Genomic DNA, 15,409 nt, shown 5'->3' on the forward strand with positions numbered 1-15,409 from the left:
GTCAGACGTCCACCCGGCTACCGGGCTCCAGACGCTGGTACTCGGTGCCGGAAAGGGCCGTGTACTGCCGGTCGAGCACAGTCAGCCCGTTGTCGTTGAGCAGGGCGTCGTGCAGGGCGTACGCGCGGCGCGGGGCGACCGCCCGGATGAAGTCGACGACCTCGGAGAACTTCGACCAGGGGGCGTGGATCGGCGCGAACAGCGTGTCGACAGGTGTCTCCTCCGGCACCACGAGGGAGTCGCCGGGGTGGTAGACGACGTCGTTGATCAGGTAGCCGATGTTGTCGATCACCGGGATGTCCGGATGGATCACCGCGTGCCGCCCGCCGTACGCGCGGATCGGGACCCCGGCGGCGGTGAACGATTCACCGGGAGCGACAGCGCTCAGCGCCTCGGCGGCGTCGCCAAGAGTGCCGGCGAGAGAGGCAGGCCCGTGGATCGTCACCGGCCGCCTGTCGAGGTGCGGACGCAGTGCCGCAAGGTCGAGATGGTCCGGGTGTTCGTGGGTGATCAGCACCGCGTCCGCACCGTCCAACGCCTGGGGGTCGCTGAACATCCCAGGGTCCACAACGAGCACTCCCCCGTCGTGTTCCACCCGGAGGCAGGAGTGCGCGTATTTGGTGAGCCGCATCGTGACTCCTCGACTATCGAATCGTGATGTCCTCAGCGCAGTCTGCCGGAACCAGCCGGCGGGCGCGCCACGTCCGAGGTATCGCCACACCGGCTGACAACGATGGGAGCGGGGATGGACGGACGGGCAGGACGGCGTCGCGGCGCACTACTGGCGGCGACAGCACTCACGGCGACACTGGCGATGGTGGGATGCGGTGCCGGCGACAGCGGCGCGCGGGACTCGGCCGCCTCGGCGCCCGAGCGGGCCGTCACGGAGGGCGGCGCGGCGGACAAGAACGGCGGCGCCGACGCGCAGGGGGCTGCCGGGGCCGGTGCTCCGGACCTACGTGTCGACCAGCGGGCGATCGTCTACACCGGAGCGATGCGGGTGCAGGTGACCGATGTGGACGCGGCGGCCCGCGAGGTCAACGCCGTCGTCAGCCGTGCCGGCGGCTTCATCGGCGGGGACGTACGGCGCAGCGCCGACGCGGACGCCGAGGCGGAGCTGCAGCTACGGGTGCCTGCGGCGAAGTTCTCCGGTGTGGTGGAGGAGATTGCGAAGCTCGGCCGGCAGCAGAGCCGGGACATCAACACCCAGGACGTCACCGAGGAGACGGTCGACCTGGAGGCCCGGATCATCAGTCAGCGGGCGCGTGTGGACAGCGCACGCCGGCTGCTCGCCCGGGCCACCTCGATCACCGACCTGGTGTCGCTGGAGAACGAGTTGGGCCGCCGGGAGGCGGACCTGGCCTCGCTGGAGGCCAAGAAGCGGCGGCTGGCCGACCTGACGGCCCTCTCCACGATCACCGTCTCGCTTGCCGGGCCGGCGGCGAAGACCAGCGACGAGGAGAACGAAACGGGCTTCGTGGTCGGGCTGAGGGGCGGCTGGAAGGCGTTCGTCGCCTCGATGACAGTCCTGGTCACCGTGCTGGGGGCGTTGCTGCCGTGGCTGGTGGCGTTCGGCGTACCGGTGATGGTGTTGCTGCTGGTGCTGCGTAGGCGGCGGAAGACCCCGGCGCTCACCGCACCGGTCAGCGGGCCGCCGCCAGTGCCCGCAGCGCGGTCTGCACCATGACGCGTACGCCGGCCGGGATGGCCCGCTCGTCCACGTCGAAGGACGCGCGGTGCAGGTCGACGTTGGGGCCGGAACGGCCCACGCCGAGGCGGGCGAGGGCGCCGGGGACGTACTCCAGATACCAGGAGAAGTCCTCGCCGCCCATGCTCTGCGGGGTTTCGGCGACGCCGTCCGGGCCGAGCGCGGCGGTGGTGGCGGCGGTAAGCACCTGGATGGCCCGGGAGTCGTTGCTCACCGGCGGCCGACCGCGCAGGTATTCCAGGTCGACAGTGGCGCCGGTCGGGGCGATCACGTCCCGCACCACCTGAGCCACTATCTTGGGCGCCTGCTCCCAGGTGTCCCGGTCCATCACCCGCAGGGTGCCCGAGGCGGACGCCTCGGAGGGGATGACGTTGTAACGGGTGCCGGCCGACGCGTGGCCGAAGACCAACAGCAGCCCGCTGTTTGCCGGCACCCGGCGACTGACCAGGGCGGGCACCTCGGTGATCAGGCGGCCGAGCGCGTCGACCAGGTCGACGGTCAGGTGCGGGCGGGCGGTGTGCCCTCCAGGCCCGGTGAGCCGGACGGTGACGTTGTCGGCCGCTGCGGTGATCGGGCCGACGCGCAGGCCGATCTGGCCCACCGGCAGGTTCGGGTCGCAGTGCAGCGCGAAGATCTGCACGACGTCGTCCAGACCGTCGGCCTCGATGACCTCGAGGGAGCCGCACGGCAGGATCTCCTCCGCGGGCTGGAAGATGAGCCGGACCCGGCCGTCCAGCTCGCCGAGGTCGGCGAGTTGGGCCAGCAGCATGCCGACGCCGAGCATGATCGTGGTGTGGACGTCGTGGCCGCAGGCGTGGCAGACGCCCTCCACGGTGGAGCGGTAGGGCACGTCCTTGGTGTCGTCGAGCGGCAGGGCGTCGATGTCGGCGCGCAGCGCGACGACCGGCCCGTCCGGGCGGCCGTTGATGTCGCAGATCACCCCGTTGCCCTTGGGCAGCAGCCGAGGTTGCAGGCCGGCCAGGGACAGCTCCCGCGCGATCAGGGCGGCCGTCTCGAACTCCGTGCCGGAGAGCTCGGGGTGCGAGTGGATGTGACGGCGCGTAGCGATCAGCCCGGGTACCCGGAGCGCGAGGAGGTGGTCCAGGTCGCGGGGCAGCGGCTGGGAACCGGGCGGCGCGTCCGTCCAGGACGACGCCAGCTGGCCACCTGTGGGCAGCGTCAACGCACTCGTCACGTCGAATTCTCGATTACTGGAGATGGATGGATCATCGGGGACAGCAGACAGCCTAGACCTCCGACGGTGACGCTGCGCAACCTCGTTACGGTAATGATCAGAGCGCGCAGCGTCACGTATGCCCTGCTGAGAACGCTCGGAGATGTGCGAGACAGCAGGTAGATCACTGTCGAACGCTGTCATCCGCCCCCCTCACCTCCTACAACGCGTAATCAAAACCGGCGACGCCGAGAGGGGATCCCACTCGCACGCCCTTGCCGCGAATTGTCGCATTAGTCGGGGTGATGAACTGACACTCCGACAATTAACCGACCACACTCCGCAACGACCGAATAAGGACGCTCACATGCGTTGGCAAACCGTGACCGCACACCATGTGCGTCACGGTGCACCCGGTCGGCGTACCCCCGAAGCCGCTGCGGCACACCCCGAGGGCGATCGGAGTCGGTCAGAACCTGTCGCTGGGCCGGTACAGCCCCCACACCTCGCGCAGCGTTCCGCAGACCTCGCCCACCGTGGCCCGGGCCCGCAGCGCCTCCTTCATCGGGTAGAGCACGTTGTCGGACCCCTCGGCGGCGGCCCGCAGCTCGGCGAGGGCACGCGTCACCGCGTCGGCGTCCCGCTCGGCGCGCAACCGGGCCAGCCGGTCGGCCTGCGCCGCCTCGATCGCCGGGTCGACCCGCAGCGGCTCGTACGGCTCCTCCTCGTCCACCGTGAACCGGTTGAGCCCCACCACCACGCGCTCGCCGGAATCGATCTCCTGGGCGATCCGGTACGCGGACTGCTCGATCTCCCGTTTCTGGAACCCGGCCTCGATGGCGTCCACTGCCGAGCCGTGGTCGGCGACCCGCTCCATCAACTCGACGGCGGCGGCCTCGATCTCGGCAGTCATCGCCTCCACCACGTACGAGCCGGCGAACGGGTCGACGGTTGCCGTCAGGTCCGTCTCGTACGCCAGCACCTGCTGAGTGCGCAGCGCGAGCCGGGCGGCCTTCTCGGTGGGCAGCGCGATGGCCTCGTCGAAGCTGTTCGTGTGCAGCGACTGGGTGCCGCCGAGCACCGCGGCCAACCCCTGCACCGCCACCCGGACCAGGTTCACCTCCGGCTGCTGGGCGGTGAGCTGCACGCCCGCGGTCTGCGTGTGGAAGCGCAGCATCATCGACTTCGGATCCTTGGCGCCGAAGTCGTCACGCATCAGCCGGGCCCAGATCCGGCGGGCGGCGCGGAACTTCGCCACCTCCTCCAGCAGCGTCGTACGGGCCACGAAGAAGAACGACAGCCGGGGCGCGAAATCGTCGACGGCGAGCCCCGCGGCCAGCGCCGCCCGCACGTACTCCACGCCGTTGGCAAGGGTGAAGGCGATCTCCTGCGCGGGAGTGGCACCGGCTTCGGCCATGTGGTAGCCGGAGATGGAGATCGTGTTCCACTTCGGCACCTCCTTGCGGCAGTACGCGAACGTGTCGGCCACCAGGCGCAGCGACGGCTTCGGCGGGAAGATGTACGTCCCCCGGGCGATGTACTCCTTGAGGATGTCGTTCTGGATGGTGCCGTTGAGGGCGGTGCCCGGCACCCCGTTCTCCTCGGCGACGAGCTGGTAGAGCAGCAGCAGCACCGAGCCGGGCGCGTTGATGGTCATCGAGGTGGAGACCTTGTCCAGCGGGATGTCGGCGAAGAGCAGCCGCATGTCCTCGATGGAGTCGATTGCCACGCCGACCTTGCCGACCTCGCCGTGCGCGATGGGGTCGTCCGAGTCGTAGCCCATCTGCGTGGGCAGGTCGAAGGCGACGGAGAGGCCCATCGTGCCGGCCCGCAACAGTTGGTGGTAGCGCGCGTTGGACTCGGTGGCGGTGCCGAAGCCGGCATACTGGCGCATGGTCCACGGACGGGAGGTGTACATCGTGGGGTAGACCCCCCGTGTGTACGGGAACTCGCCCGGGCCTCCCAGCCGGGAGTCCAGGTCCTCCGGGAGGTCGGCCGCCGTGTAGACGGCGTTGATCGGAAACCCGGACTCGCTTGGCCGCCATTCGCTCATCTCCGGATGGTATGGCGCGTCGGCGTCCCACCGGGTGAGGGATACCGCACAGTGCGTCTTCACCTGTCGACGGGAGGTGAACGGGCGGGCACGATCTGTCGACTTCACCAAACGTCCGCCGCGTCGGCTTTCGCATCGGGCGTCGGAACCAGCAAGATAGGGGGGTTGTGTCCCAGCCCCCCTCGATTTCCCCCGGTGGCTTTTCTGTGACTCAGATCCCGACGTGGAGCGGCGGACAGGTAAGTCCCGCCAGCGGACGAGCGGCGCCCGGCACCACCATCGGTGACCGGTACTCGCTGCGGTCCGCGGTGGGCAACGGCGGCATGGGCACGGTGTGGCGCGCCACAGACACCCTGCTGCGCCGCGATGTGGCGGTGAAGGAGGTGGTCCTTCCCCCGGGCCTTGCCCCCAGCGACCGCGACGCCATGTACGAACGCACCCTGCGCGAGGCCCGCGCCGCCGCCGCCATCCAGCACCCCGCCGTGGTGCAGGTGTACGACGTGGTCACCGAGGCCGGTCGCCCGTGGATCGTGATGGAGCTGCTGGACGCCCGCAGCCTCGCCGACATGGTCATCGAGGACGGGCCGGTTGCACCCCGCGCGGTCGCCAAGATCGGCATCGCGCTGCTCGGCGCGTTGGAGGTCGCACACGCCATCGGTGTGCTGCACCGCGACGTCAAGCCCGCCAACGTGCTGATCTGCACCGACGGGCGCTGTGTGCTCACCGACTTCGGTGTGGCCCGGATGCCCACCGACGTGCAGCTCACCACCCCCGGCATGGTGCTCGGCTCGCCGCACTTCATCTCGCCAGAGCGGGCCATGGGTCAGGAGTTCGGCCCGCCGAGCGACCTGTTCTCGCTGGGCGTGACGCTCTACACCGCCGTCGAGGGGCGTCCCCCGTTCGACAAGGGCGACCCGATCGAGACCATGCACGCAGTTGTCGAGGACCCGCCGGCTCCGCCGCAGCGCAGCGGCCCGCTGACCCGGGTGCTGATGGGTCTCCTGGAGAAGGACCCGGCCCGGCGGCTGGACGTGCACACCTCCCGGGCGATGCTGCGCGAGCTGCTCGCCGGCCCGCTGGGCAGCACCGCCACCGCCGTGCACTCGGTCACCGACCCGTACGCGGTCGTTCCGGTGCAGCAGCGCCCCGCGCCGATCGCACTGCCCGCCGCGCAGGAGTCGAAGCCGGACAACCAGATCGGTGGCCGGGCCATGCTCGCCCCGAACGAGTCGCTTACCGACCGGCTGGCCTCGCTGCGCAAGGGCGAACGCCCCCAGGGGGCCCCTGCCTCCGCCGCCGCCGGGCTCGACGAGACGAGCGCCGACGCGCTCGCCGGCCCACTGCACACACCCACCGGCGCGATGCCCTCCACGGGCCGTCCCGCAGTTGGACGCACCTACGGCGGCAACGCCGACGCCACCCAGCGGGTGGACGCGGGAGCACACCCGGACGCCACCCAGCGGGTCACCTACGGCAGCCGAGCCGATGCCACCCAGCAGGTCCCGTACGGCGGGTCGGAGGCCACCCAGCGCGTCGGTGGCACCTACGGCGGCGGCAACCAGTGGTCGGTGCCCGGCACCGGTCAGCCGTGGACGACGCCGTCCACCGCGCCGGGCGGCGGCGCTCTCGACAAGGTCCGCGCCACCGGAGGTCAACTGGTCGGCACCGTCAAGGGCTGGCCGCGCAAGGTGCAGCTCGCCGCGGCCGGCGGGTTGGCACTGGCGCTGCTGCTCAGCGTGCTGGTGTTCTCCGGTGGCGACGACCCCGCACCGACCACCCCGCAGGCGCAGCCCAGCCCGTCGGCGGCGGCCGGGCCCGGCCTCGAGATGCAGGAGCACGTCGCGCGGGGCATCCAGGTCATGGTGCCCAAGGGCTGGAAGAAGGCCACCGGCGGCTCGTACACCGACTACATCGACCCGGAGGACAGCGGCCGCAAGGTGCGGATCATCACCGAGAAGTGGTCCAGCAGCTCGACCCGGTGGGCCGAGACGGCCGAGAACGGCCTCAAGACCAGGAGCACCTCCTGCGTCAAGCCGTACAACCAGATCGCCTCCACCGAGACCGAGCTGGCAAGCAAGCCGGCCGCCGAGTTCGAATACACCTGCGGTGAGGGCGACGCCATGCGGCACGGCATCTGGCGAGGCGTCGCACAGGACGGCAAGGCGTACTCGTTCTACCTCACCTCGACCGACACCAAGTTCGCCGAGAGCAAGCCGATCTTCGACGAGATGGTGCGGACGTTCCAGCTCACCGGCGACGGCTGAGCCGAGGGAACCGACAGCGTTGATCCGCCGCCGTGCTATCAAGGGGCATGGCGGCGGACACCCCTGACATCGACGACATTCGCGAGCAAGCTCGGCGCTGGCTGGCCGACGACCCCGACCCGGCCACCCGGGACGAGCTGACGGCGGTGATCGACAGGCTGCCGACGAGCGCCCCCGAGTTGGCCGACCGGTTCGCCGGCCCGCTGACCTTCGGCACCGCGGGTCTGCGCGGCCCGCTCCGGGCCGGCCCGAACGGCATGAACCTCGCAGTGGTCACCCAGGCCGCCGCCGGGCTGGTCGGCTGGCTCGCCGCCCAGGGCGGCACCGGCCCCCTGGTGATCGGGTACGACGCCCGGCACGGTTCCCGGCAGTTCGCCGAGCGCACCGCGCAGGTGGCCACCGGCGCCGGCCGGCCGGCGCTGCTGCTGCCCCGACCGCTGCCCACCCCCGTGCTCGCGTACGCGGTGCGCCAGCTCGGCGCGGTGGCCGGCGTGATGGTCACCGCCAGCCACAACCCGCCGCAGGACAACGGCTACAAGGTCTACCTGGGCGCGGAGCTGGGTGGTGAGCTGGGTGCCGGAGCGCAGATCGTGCCGCCGGCAGACGCCGGCATCGAGGCCGCCATCCGAGCTGTCGGCCCCCTCATCGAGGTGCCGCTGGGCCGGGCCGGCGAGGTCCTCGGCGACGACCTGGTCGCCTCGTACGTCGAGAGCGCCACAGCGGTCATCGACCCGGACGGGCCACGGGACCTGTCGGTGGCGTACACCCCTCTGCACGGTGTGGGTGCCGCGGTGCTCACTGCGGCGTTCGTCAGGGCCGGTTTCCCGGTCCCCGGTGTGGTGCCCGACCAGGCCGAACCCGACCCGGAGTTCCCCACAGTGTCGTTTCCCAACCCGGAGGAGCCGGGTGCGGTGGACCGGCTGATCGCGCTTGCCGACTCGACAGGCGCGGACCTCGCCATCGCCAACGACCCGGACGCGGACCGCTGCGCTGTGGTGATCCGTGACGGCGGGCAGGGCTGGCGGATGCTGCGCGGCGACGAGGTGGGCGTGCTGCTCGCCGACCACCTGATGCGACGCGGCGTGACAGGGCTCTACGCCACCACGATCGTGTCGTCGTCGCTGCTGCGGGCGATGTGCGCGGCCCGTGGCCTGCCCTACGACGAGACCCTTACCGGTTTCAAGTGGATCGTCCGGGCCGGCGGCGGAAGCGCGCCACTTGTCTTCGGCTACGAGGAGGCGCTGGGCTACTGCGTCGCCCCCGAGCACGTCCGGGACAAGGACGGCATCACCGCCGCACTGACGGTCGCCGAGCTGGCCGCCGGCCTCAAGGCGCAGGGTCGTACGCTTGCCGACCGGCTGGACGAGTTGGCCGCCGAGTTCGGCGTGCACCACACCGACCAGCTCTCCGTCCGGGTGGACGACCTGCGGGTGATCGCCGACGCGATGGCCCGGATTCGGGCAGCCACCCCCACCGTTCTGCTCGGGCAGCAGATCGACAGCGTCCGGGACCTGCTTCCGGAGTCGGACGTGGTGATCCTGCGCACCGGGACCGCGCGGGTGGTGATCCGCCCCTCCGGGACCGAGCCGAAGCTCAAGGCGTACCTGGAGGTGGTGGAGCCGGTCGCGGACGGCGACGTCGCCGCCGCACGTGCCCGCGCCGGCGCGGCGATCGCGCAACTTCGCGCCGAGGTCGCAGCCGCCCTCGGCCTCTAGCGCGCAAGGAAGGGCCCCTTATTAACGCCTGGTGCATAAAAAGGGGCCCTTCCTAACGCGCGTCAGCGGCGCGGGCCGAGCGCCTGGTCGACGGCCCTCCCCAGGGCGGCCACGACCAGGCCCACCGACGGGCGGACCACCGAGTCGTCGATGCTCACCTCGCCGGAGAAGCCGGCGCCCGTGGCGATCTCCTCCAGCCGCCGGCGGGCGTCGGCGGCGTCGTCGCCGCTCATGCCGAGCGCCGACTCCATCCGCAGCACCACGACCAAGGTGGCAAGTGCGGCGGTCCGCTCGTCCGGTGCCACCGAGCCGGTAAGCGCCTCGGTCAGCCGATGCCGGGTGTCGGCCTCGACGGAGGCGTCCACCACGGGGTAGCGGTGCACGTGGATGAAACCCAGCTCGGTCTCGTCGACGTCCCGCACCACGCCCTGCCGGCACAGGTCACCGAGGATCTTGTCGCGCAGGCCGTGCCGCAGACGCTGCACCCAGGAGGCCGGGGTGTGCGGGGTGTCGGCGGCGATCCGGCCCAGCACCTCGTCGGCGACCGGCTCGCCGGTAGGCGTCGGGTTGATCACCGTGAGCGCCCCGTCGGCGTACGCGAGCCGGCCCGCCAGGGCCAACTCGATGAGAACCGCAGCGGCCATGCCCAGGTCCAGGCTGATCCGCGGCATCGTCGCCTTGCCAGTCGTGTCGTCGTAGGCGAGTAGCAGCAACTCCTCGGCGAGCGCAACACCTGTCATGGCCGCACACGCTAGCGGGTTCGCGCACCACCGCGCGCGAACCCGCCGGCACCCACCACCGACCGGGTGGCGCGTCAGAACCGGGGCATGCCGCCGAACTGGCGGTCACCGGCGTCGCCGAGCCCGGGGACGATGAACATGCTGTCGTTGAGCCCCTCGTCGATCGAGGCCGTGACCAGGCGCAACGGCAGGCCGGAGCGTTCCAGCCGCTCGATACCGAGCGGCGCGGCGAGCACGCAGAGCACTGTGATGTCCGTGCACCCGCGGTCGGCCAGCAGCCGGCAGCAGTGCTCCAGCGAGCCGCCGGTGGCGAGCATCGGGTCGAGCACCAGCACCGGCAGGCCGGCCAGCTCCCGGGGCAGCGACTCCATGTAGGCGCGCGGCTCGTAGGTTTCCTCGTCGCGGGCCAGGCCGACGAAGCCCATCGACGACTCCGGCAGCAGGCCGAGCGCGGCGTCCGCCATGCCCAGGCCGGCGCGCAGCACCGGCACCAGCAGCGGCGGGTTCGCCAGCCGGGTGCCGACGGTGCCGGTGACCGGCGTCTGCACCGGGTACTGCTCGACGGGGAAGGAGCGCGCCGCCTCGTACACCAGCATGGTGGTCAGTTCGTGCAGCGCCGCCCGGAACGTCGAGGAATCGGTGCGCGCGTCCCGCATGGCGGTCAGCCGGGACTGGGCCAGCGGGTGGTCAATGACGTGTACGTCCACGATCGCTCAACCTACCGGGCGGGCCGCGGCGGTGGTGCGGGTGCTGTCGGACCAGCGACGCCGCTCACCCGGGCCACCCAGGCGACTTGCGTGAGCAAGATCACAGGCTCGTTCCGTGCGTAGACTCCGAGACATGACGGCGACAACGACGTCGGCCCGGTCGGACCTCTCCGAGCTGGGACGATCCGAGACCGCTCTGCGGACCTTCCTGCACGGCCTCCCCGGCGTGGATCAGGTCGGCGCGGAGCAGCGGGCGGCGCAGCTCGGCACCCGCTCCATCAAGACCACCGCCAAGGCGCAGGCCATCGACCTGGCGATCCGCATGGTCGACCTGACCACCCTGGAAGGGGCGGACACCCCCGGCAAGGTCCGCGCGCTGGCCGCGAAGGCACTTCGCCCCGACCCGGCCGACCCGTCCTGCCCGCACGTCGGCGCCGTCTGCGTCTACCCGGCAATGGTCCCGTACGTCGCCGAGGTGCTGCGCGGCTCAGGTGTCCACCTGGCCAGCGTGGCGACCGCCTTCCCGTCGGGCCAGGCGCCGCTGGAGGTCAAGCTCGCCGACACCAGGGCCGCCGTCGCGGCCGGCGCCGACGAGATCGACATGGTGATCAACAGGGGCGCGTTCCTGGCCGGGCGCTACAAGGAGGTCTACGACGAGATCGTGGCCACCAAGGGAGCCTGCGGGGACGCCCACCTCAAGGTGATCCTGGAGACCGGCGAGCTTGCCACCTACGACAATGTGCGCCGCGCGTCCTGGCTGGCCATGCTGGCCGGCGGCGACTTCATCAAGACGTCGACCGGGAAGGTCCCGGTCGCTGCGACGCTGCCGGTGACCCTTGTGATGCTTGAGGCCGTCCGCGACTTCCGCGCGGCCACCGGGCGGCAGGTCGGCGTGAAGCCGGCCGGCGGCATCAAGACCACCAAGGACGCGATCAAGTACCTGGTGATGGTCAACGAGACCGTCGGCGCGGACTGGCTCGACCCCGACTGGTTCCGCTTCGGCGCCTCCAGCCTGCTCAACGACCTGCTGATGCAGCGCACCAAGCTGACGACCGGCACCTACTCCGGTCCCGACTACTTCACCCTGGACTGAGAGCCGATGTTCGAATACGCACCCGCCCCCGAGTCCCGCTCGGTGGTGGACCTCAAAAACGCCTATGGGCTGTATATCGGTGGGGAGTTCGTCGACCCGACCGACGGCGGCAGCTTCAAGTCGATCAACCCCGCCTCCGAGGAGGTGCTTGCCGAGATCGCCGAGGCCGGCGCACAGGACGTGGACCGTGCGGTACGCGCCGCGCGCACGGCGTACGACAAGGTCTGGGGTCCCATGCCGGGCCGGGACCGGGCCAAGTACCTGTACCGGATCGCCCGGCTCATCCAGGAACGCTCCCGCGAGCTGGCCGTGTTGGAGTCACTGGACAACGGCAAGCCGATCCGGGAGTCCCGCGACGTCGACCTGCCGCTTGTCGCCGCGCACTTCTTCTACTACGCGGGCTGGGCCGACAAGCTTCCGTACGCGGGGTTCGGCGCGAACCCGCAGCCGGTCGGGGTCGCCGCGCAGGTCATCCCGTGGAACTTTCCGCTGCTCATGCTGGCCTGGAAGATCGCCCCGGCGCTCGCGGCGGGCAACACAGTGGTGCTGAAGCCGGCCGAGACCACCCCGCTGACCGCGCTGCTGTTCGCCGAGATCTGCCAGCAGGCCGACCTGCCGGCCGGTGTGGTCAACATCGTCACCGGCGCCGGCGACACCGGCCGTGCGCTCGTCGAGCACCCCGGCGTCGACAAGGTCGCCTTCACCGGCTCCACCGAGGTCGGCCGGGCCATCGCCCGGTCCGTCGCGGGCACCCGCAAGAAGCTCACCCTTGAGCTGGGTGGCAAGGCCGCGAACATCGTCTTCGACGACGCGCCAATCGACCAGGCGGTCGAGGGCATCGTCAACGGCATCTTCTTCAATCAGGGGCACGTCTGCTGCGCCGGCTCGCGGCTGCTGGTCCAGGAGAACGTCGCCGACCGCGTGCTGGAGTCGCTGAAGCGCCGGATGGCCCACCTGCGCGTCGGCGACCCTCTGGACAAGAACACCGACGTCGGCGCCATCAACTCGGCCGCCCAACTGGAGCGGATCCGCGAGCTGTCCGACGCCGGCGCCGCCGAGGGCGCCGAGCGCTGGTCGCCGCCGTGCGAGCTGCCCGACCGGGGCTTCTGGTTCGCGCCCACCATCTTCACCGGGGTCACCCAGGCGCACCGCATCGCCCGTGAGGAGATCTTCGGGCCGGTGCTGTCGGTGCTCACCTTCCGCACGCCGGCCGAGGCCGTCGAGAAGGCGAACAACACGCCGTACGGGCTGTCGGCCGGGATCTGGACCGACAAGGGCTCCCGGATCCTGTGGATGGCCGACCGGCTGCGCGCCGGAGTCGTCTGGGCCAACACGTTCAACAAGTTCGACCCCACCTCGCCGTTCGGTGGTTACAAGGAGTCGGGCTACGGTCGCGAGGGCGGCCGGCACGGGCTGGAGGGCTACCTCAATGTCTGAGCGGGTCGCGGTACGCAAGACGTACAAGCTCTTCATCGGCGGGAAGTTCCCGCGCAGCGAGTCGGGACGGTCGTATCTCGTGCAGTCCTCGAATGTGTCACTGGCCTCCCGCAAGGACGCCCGGGACGCGGTGGTCGCCGCCCGCGCCGCCGTGAAGGGCTGGGCCGGCGCGACCGCGTACAACAGGGGTCAGATCCTCTACCGGGTCGCCGAGATGCTTGAGGGTCGCCGCGAGCAGTTCGTGGCCCTGGGCGTGCCCGGCGACGAGGTGGACGCCGCTGTGGACCGCTGGGTCTGGTACGCCGGCTGGTCCGACAAGCTCCCCCAGGTGTACGGCGGCGCCAACCCGGTCGCCGGCCCGTACTTCAACCTGTCCGCTCCCGAGCCGACGGGCGTGGTCGCGGTGGTGGCACCGGAACGCCCGGCGCTGCTCGGCCTGGTCAGTGTGATCGCTCCCGCGATCGTCACAGGCAACACCGTGGTGGTGGCGGCCTCCGCGACCGAACCCCTCGCGGCGGTGACCCTCGCCGAGGTGCTTGCCACCTCCGACCTGCCCGGTGGGGTGGTCAACATCCTCACCGGCGCGATCACCGAAACCGCGCCGACGCTGGCGGCCCACATGGACGTCAACGCGATCGACCTGACCGGGGTGACCGACGCCGACCTGGCGGCCGATCTGGAGGTCAAGGCCGCGGAGAACCTCAAGCGGGTGCTCCGGCCGGCCCCGGCCGACCACGACTGGTCCGCCGATCCAGGCGTGACCCGGATGACCGCCCTGCTGGAGACGAAGACGGTCTGGCACCCCAAGGGGGTGTGATGCGGTCTCGGCCTTCTGGTTTCCGGGGAGCCCGCCCACTCCGGGCGGTCAGGCTTGATCCCTGCGTGGGCGGGCTCCCTCGGAAAACCTGACCTGGGCCGGGTCCGTTTCGAGGTTCGATCTTGGCGCGTCCAGATCGCTGTTTCCTTGAAGTAGTGGCCTTCGAGCACGTCGAGGCCACTACTTCACTGCTCTTGTGCGGATCTTGGTCGTGCGGGGTGGGTGGGGGTCTACTACCGAGGGTAGGATTGGCGGCGTGACTCGGCTGGGTGATCTTGAGCGTGCGGTGATGGACGTGCTGTGGGACGTGGTCCCCGGCACGTCGGACGGTGTGACCGTGCGCGAGGTTGCCGACGCGCTCGACGGCCGCGAACTGGCCTACACCACTGTGATGACAGTGCTTGATCGACTGGCCGGCAAGGGCATGGTGCAGCGGGAGCGGGAGGGCAGGGCCTGGCGCTACCGACCCGCGGCCAGCCGTGAGGCGCACATCGCCCAGCTCATGCTCGATGCCCTCGACCTGGGTGGCAGTCGGGACGCGGCGCTGGTGCGCTTCGCCCGCTCGGTGACCGGCACCGAAGCCGAGGTGCTACGGGCAGCTCTGGAGACCGAGGCCGGCTCGGGCTCCACCGGCGGCGACCAGGGCGGGACGGCCACGGAGTTGACGGACCGGGTGGAAGGGCCGACCGGCCGGCGACCGGCCGGCGAGGCAGCGGAGCGGTAGGCGCGCCATGGCGTACGCCGCGCATTTCGCCGCCACCATGCTGGCCTGCTATCTGACCGCTCAGGTGCTGGCCCGTTCCACCTGGACGTGGCGCAGCCCTCGGGTGGCGATCATCTGCTGGCAGGCCGTCGGGTTGGCGTTGGGCCTCTCCGCGATCGGCCTGCCGATGGCGCTCGGCCTGTCCGCGTACGACCTGCCGACCGGGAGCGCACTGCTCGCCCTGGCCAGCGATCTCGTCCACGGCACCCTGCCGGCCGGCGAGACCGCGTTCCACCTGGCCGGAGTCGGTGTGGGCATCGGCATCTGGGCGATGCTCGTCGCCACTACCGCGCGCAGCATCCACGGCGCCGTCCTCGCCCAGCGCCGGCACCGGGACCTGCTCACACTTGTGGCCCGCAACGACCCCGCCGCGCCCGGCGCACTCGTACTGGACCACCCCAGTGCCGCCGCGTACTGCCTACCCGGCGTCCGGCCGCAGGTGGTGGTCAGCGCGGGCACGCTCAGCCTGCTGGACCGGGCCGAGTTGGCCGCCGTACTCAGCCACGAGCGCGCGCACGCAAACGAGCGGCACGATCTGGTGCTGCTGCCGTTCACCGCGCTCTGCCGGGCGTTGCCGTGGTTCGGATGGGTACGCGACGCGCACGAGAGGGTCGCCCTGCTTGTCGAGATGCGCGCCGACGACAAGGCACGCGAACTGCACGCCGAAGCGCCACTGGCGGGCGCGCTACGCAGGTTCGCCGCCGCCGGCCACCGCATCACCCCGGCGGGCGCGCTGGGCATGGGCGATCGAGACCTTGACGTACGCGTGCAGCGCCTCCTGATCAGCGACAGCCCGCCCCGGATCCTGGGCGGCACCGCCCTGGCCGTCGCCGCCACCCTGGTGGCCCTGCCGATAAGCCTCTTCCTGAGCTGACCCGCGCAGCGCCCTGGCGCGCTGCGCCGCGCCCTGCCCTGCCGCGCGCTGCGCTGCCGCGCTT

At 71.1% G+C, this 15,409-nt stretch carries 13 protein-coding genes; 8 read left to right on the forward strand and 5 right to left on the reverse strand.

Going from position 1 to position 15,409, the window contains the following annotated elements; translation table 11 throughout:
• Nucleotide 1 precedes the first annotated feature (1 nt).
• Nucleotides 2–631, reverse strand: coding sequence for an MBL fold metallo-hydrolase (locus ACLQ23_RS02005; RefSeq protein WP_425880265.1), 630 nt, complete (start codon nucleotides 629–631; stop codon nucleotides 2–4).
• Nucleotides 632–724: 93 nt separating this feature from the next.
• On the opposite strand from ACLQ23_RS02005, the gene ACLQ23_RS02010 reads away from it, so the two are divergent.
• Nucleotides 725–1,687, forward strand: coding sequence for a DUF4349 domain-containing protein (locus ACLQ23_RS02010; protein WP_425880337.1), 963 nt, complete (start codon nucleotides 725–727; stop codon nucleotides 1,685–1,687).
• On the opposite strand, the gene ACLQ23_RS02015 is transcribed toward ACLQ23_RS02010, so the two are convergent.
• Nucleotides 1,644–2,903: an amidohydrolase gene (locus tag ACLQ23_RS02015; protein ID WP_355592546.1), complete on the reverse strand. Its 1,260-nt coding sequence runs from the start codon at nucleotides 2,901–2,903 to the stop codon at nucleotides 1,644–1,646. The genes ACLQ23_RS02010 and ACLQ23_RS02015 overlap by 44 nt on opposite strands.
• A gap of 448 nt (nucleotides 2,904–3,351) precedes the next feature.
• Nucleotides 3,352–4,935: an acyl-CoA mutase large subunit family protein gene (locus tag ACLQ23_RS02020; protein ID WP_355592548.1), complete on the reverse strand. Its 1,584-nt coding sequence runs from the start codon at nucleotides 4,933–4,935 to the stop codon at nucleotides 3,352–3,354.
• Between the two features lie 206 nt (nucleotides 4,936–5,141).
• Here ACLQ23_RS02020 and ACLQ23_RS02025 point away from each other — a divergent pair, with 206 nt between their 5' ends.
• Both ACLQ23_RS02025 and ACLQ23_RS02030 read left to right on the forward strand, forming a co-directional pair.
• Entirely contained in the window at nucleotides 5,142–7,199 is a 2,058-nt protein-coding gene (locus ACLQ23_RS02025; RefSeq protein WP_425880266.1) for a serine/threonine-protein kinase, read from the forward strand.
• Nucleotides 7,200–7,246: 47 nt separating this feature from the next.
• Nucleotides 7,247–8,914: a phospho-sugar mutase gene (locus ACLQ23_RS02030; protein WP_425880267.1), complete on the forward strand. Its 1,668-nt coding sequence runs from the start codon at nucleotides 7,247–7,249 to the stop codon at nucleotides 8,912–8,914.
• A 62-nt stretch (nucleotides 8,915–8,976) separates the two neighbouring features.
• Here the strand turns inward: ACLQ23_RS02030 and ACLQ23_RS02035 are convergent, their stop codons facing one another.
• Nucleotides 8,977–9,654 (reverse strand): GOLPH3/VPS74 family protein, encoded by a 678-nt coding sequence (locus ACLQ23_RS02035; protein WP_355592554.1) that lies wholly within the window; start codon nucleotides 9,652–9,654, stop codon nucleotides 8,977–8,979.
• 74 nt (nucleotides 9,655–9,728) lie between these two features.
• Nucleotides 9,729–10,361 carry a uracil phosphoribosyltransferase gene (upp, locus tag ACLQ23_RS02040; protein WP_355592556.1) on the reverse strand — a complete coding sequence of 211 codons (633 nt, stop codon included), beginning with the start codon at nucleotides 10,359–10,361 and terminating at the stop codon, nucleotides 9,729–9,731.
• A gap of 133 nt (nucleotides 10,362–10,494) precedes the next feature.
• Between upp and deoC the strand changes: the two genes are divergently transcribed.
• The 5 genes from deoC to ACLQ23_RS02065 all read left to right on the forward strand — a co-directional run bounded on the left by deoC (nucleotide 10,495) and on the right by ACLQ23_RS02065 (nucleotide 15,345).
• Nucleotides 10,495–11,454 carry a deoxyribose-phosphate aldolase gene (gene deoC, locus ACLQ23_RS02045; protein WP_355592558.1) on the forward strand — a complete coding sequence of 320 codons (960 nt, stop codon included), beginning with the start codon at nucleotides 10,495–10,497 and terminating at the stop codon, nucleotides 11,452–11,454.
• A gap of 6 nt (nucleotides 11,455–11,460) precedes the next feature.
• Nucleotides 11,461–12,891: an aldehyde dehydrogenase family protein gene (locus ACLQ23_RS02050; protein ID WP_377663966.1), complete on the forward strand. Its 1,431-nt coding sequence runs from the start codon at nucleotides 11,461–11,463 to the stop codon at nucleotides 12,889–12,891.
• On the forward strand, nucleotides 12,884–13,708 hold the full coding sequence (locus ACLQ23_RS02055; RefSeq protein ID WP_355592562.1) for an aldehyde dehydrogenase family protein: 825 nt from the start codon (nucleotides 12,884–12,886) through the stop codon (nucleotides 13,706–13,708). Before ACLQ23_RS02050 ends, ACLQ23_RS02055 begins: the two co-directional genes overlap by 8 nt.
• A gap of 256 nt (nucleotides 13,709–13,964) precedes the next feature.
• Entirely contained in the window at nucleotides 13,965–14,432 is a 468-nt protein-coding gene (locus ACLQ23_RS02060) for a BlaI/MecI/CopY family transcriptional regulator (protein ID WP_425880268.1), read from the forward strand.
• 7 nt (nucleotides 14,433–14,439) lie between these two features.
• Nucleotides 14,440–15,345: a M56 family metallopeptidase gene (locus tag ACLQ23_RS02065; protein WP_355592564.1), complete on the forward strand. Its 906-nt coding sequence runs from the start codon at nucleotides 14,440–14,442 to the stop codon at nucleotides 15,343–15,345.
• Nucleotides 15,346–15,409 lie beyond the last annotated feature (64 nt).

Source organism: Micromonospora sp. DT41, from assembly GCF_049841715.1.
In the GTDB taxonomy this organism is placed as follows: domain Bacteria; phylum Actinomycetota; class Actinomycetes; order Mycobacteriales; family Micromonosporaceae; genus Micromonospora; species Micromonospora profundi.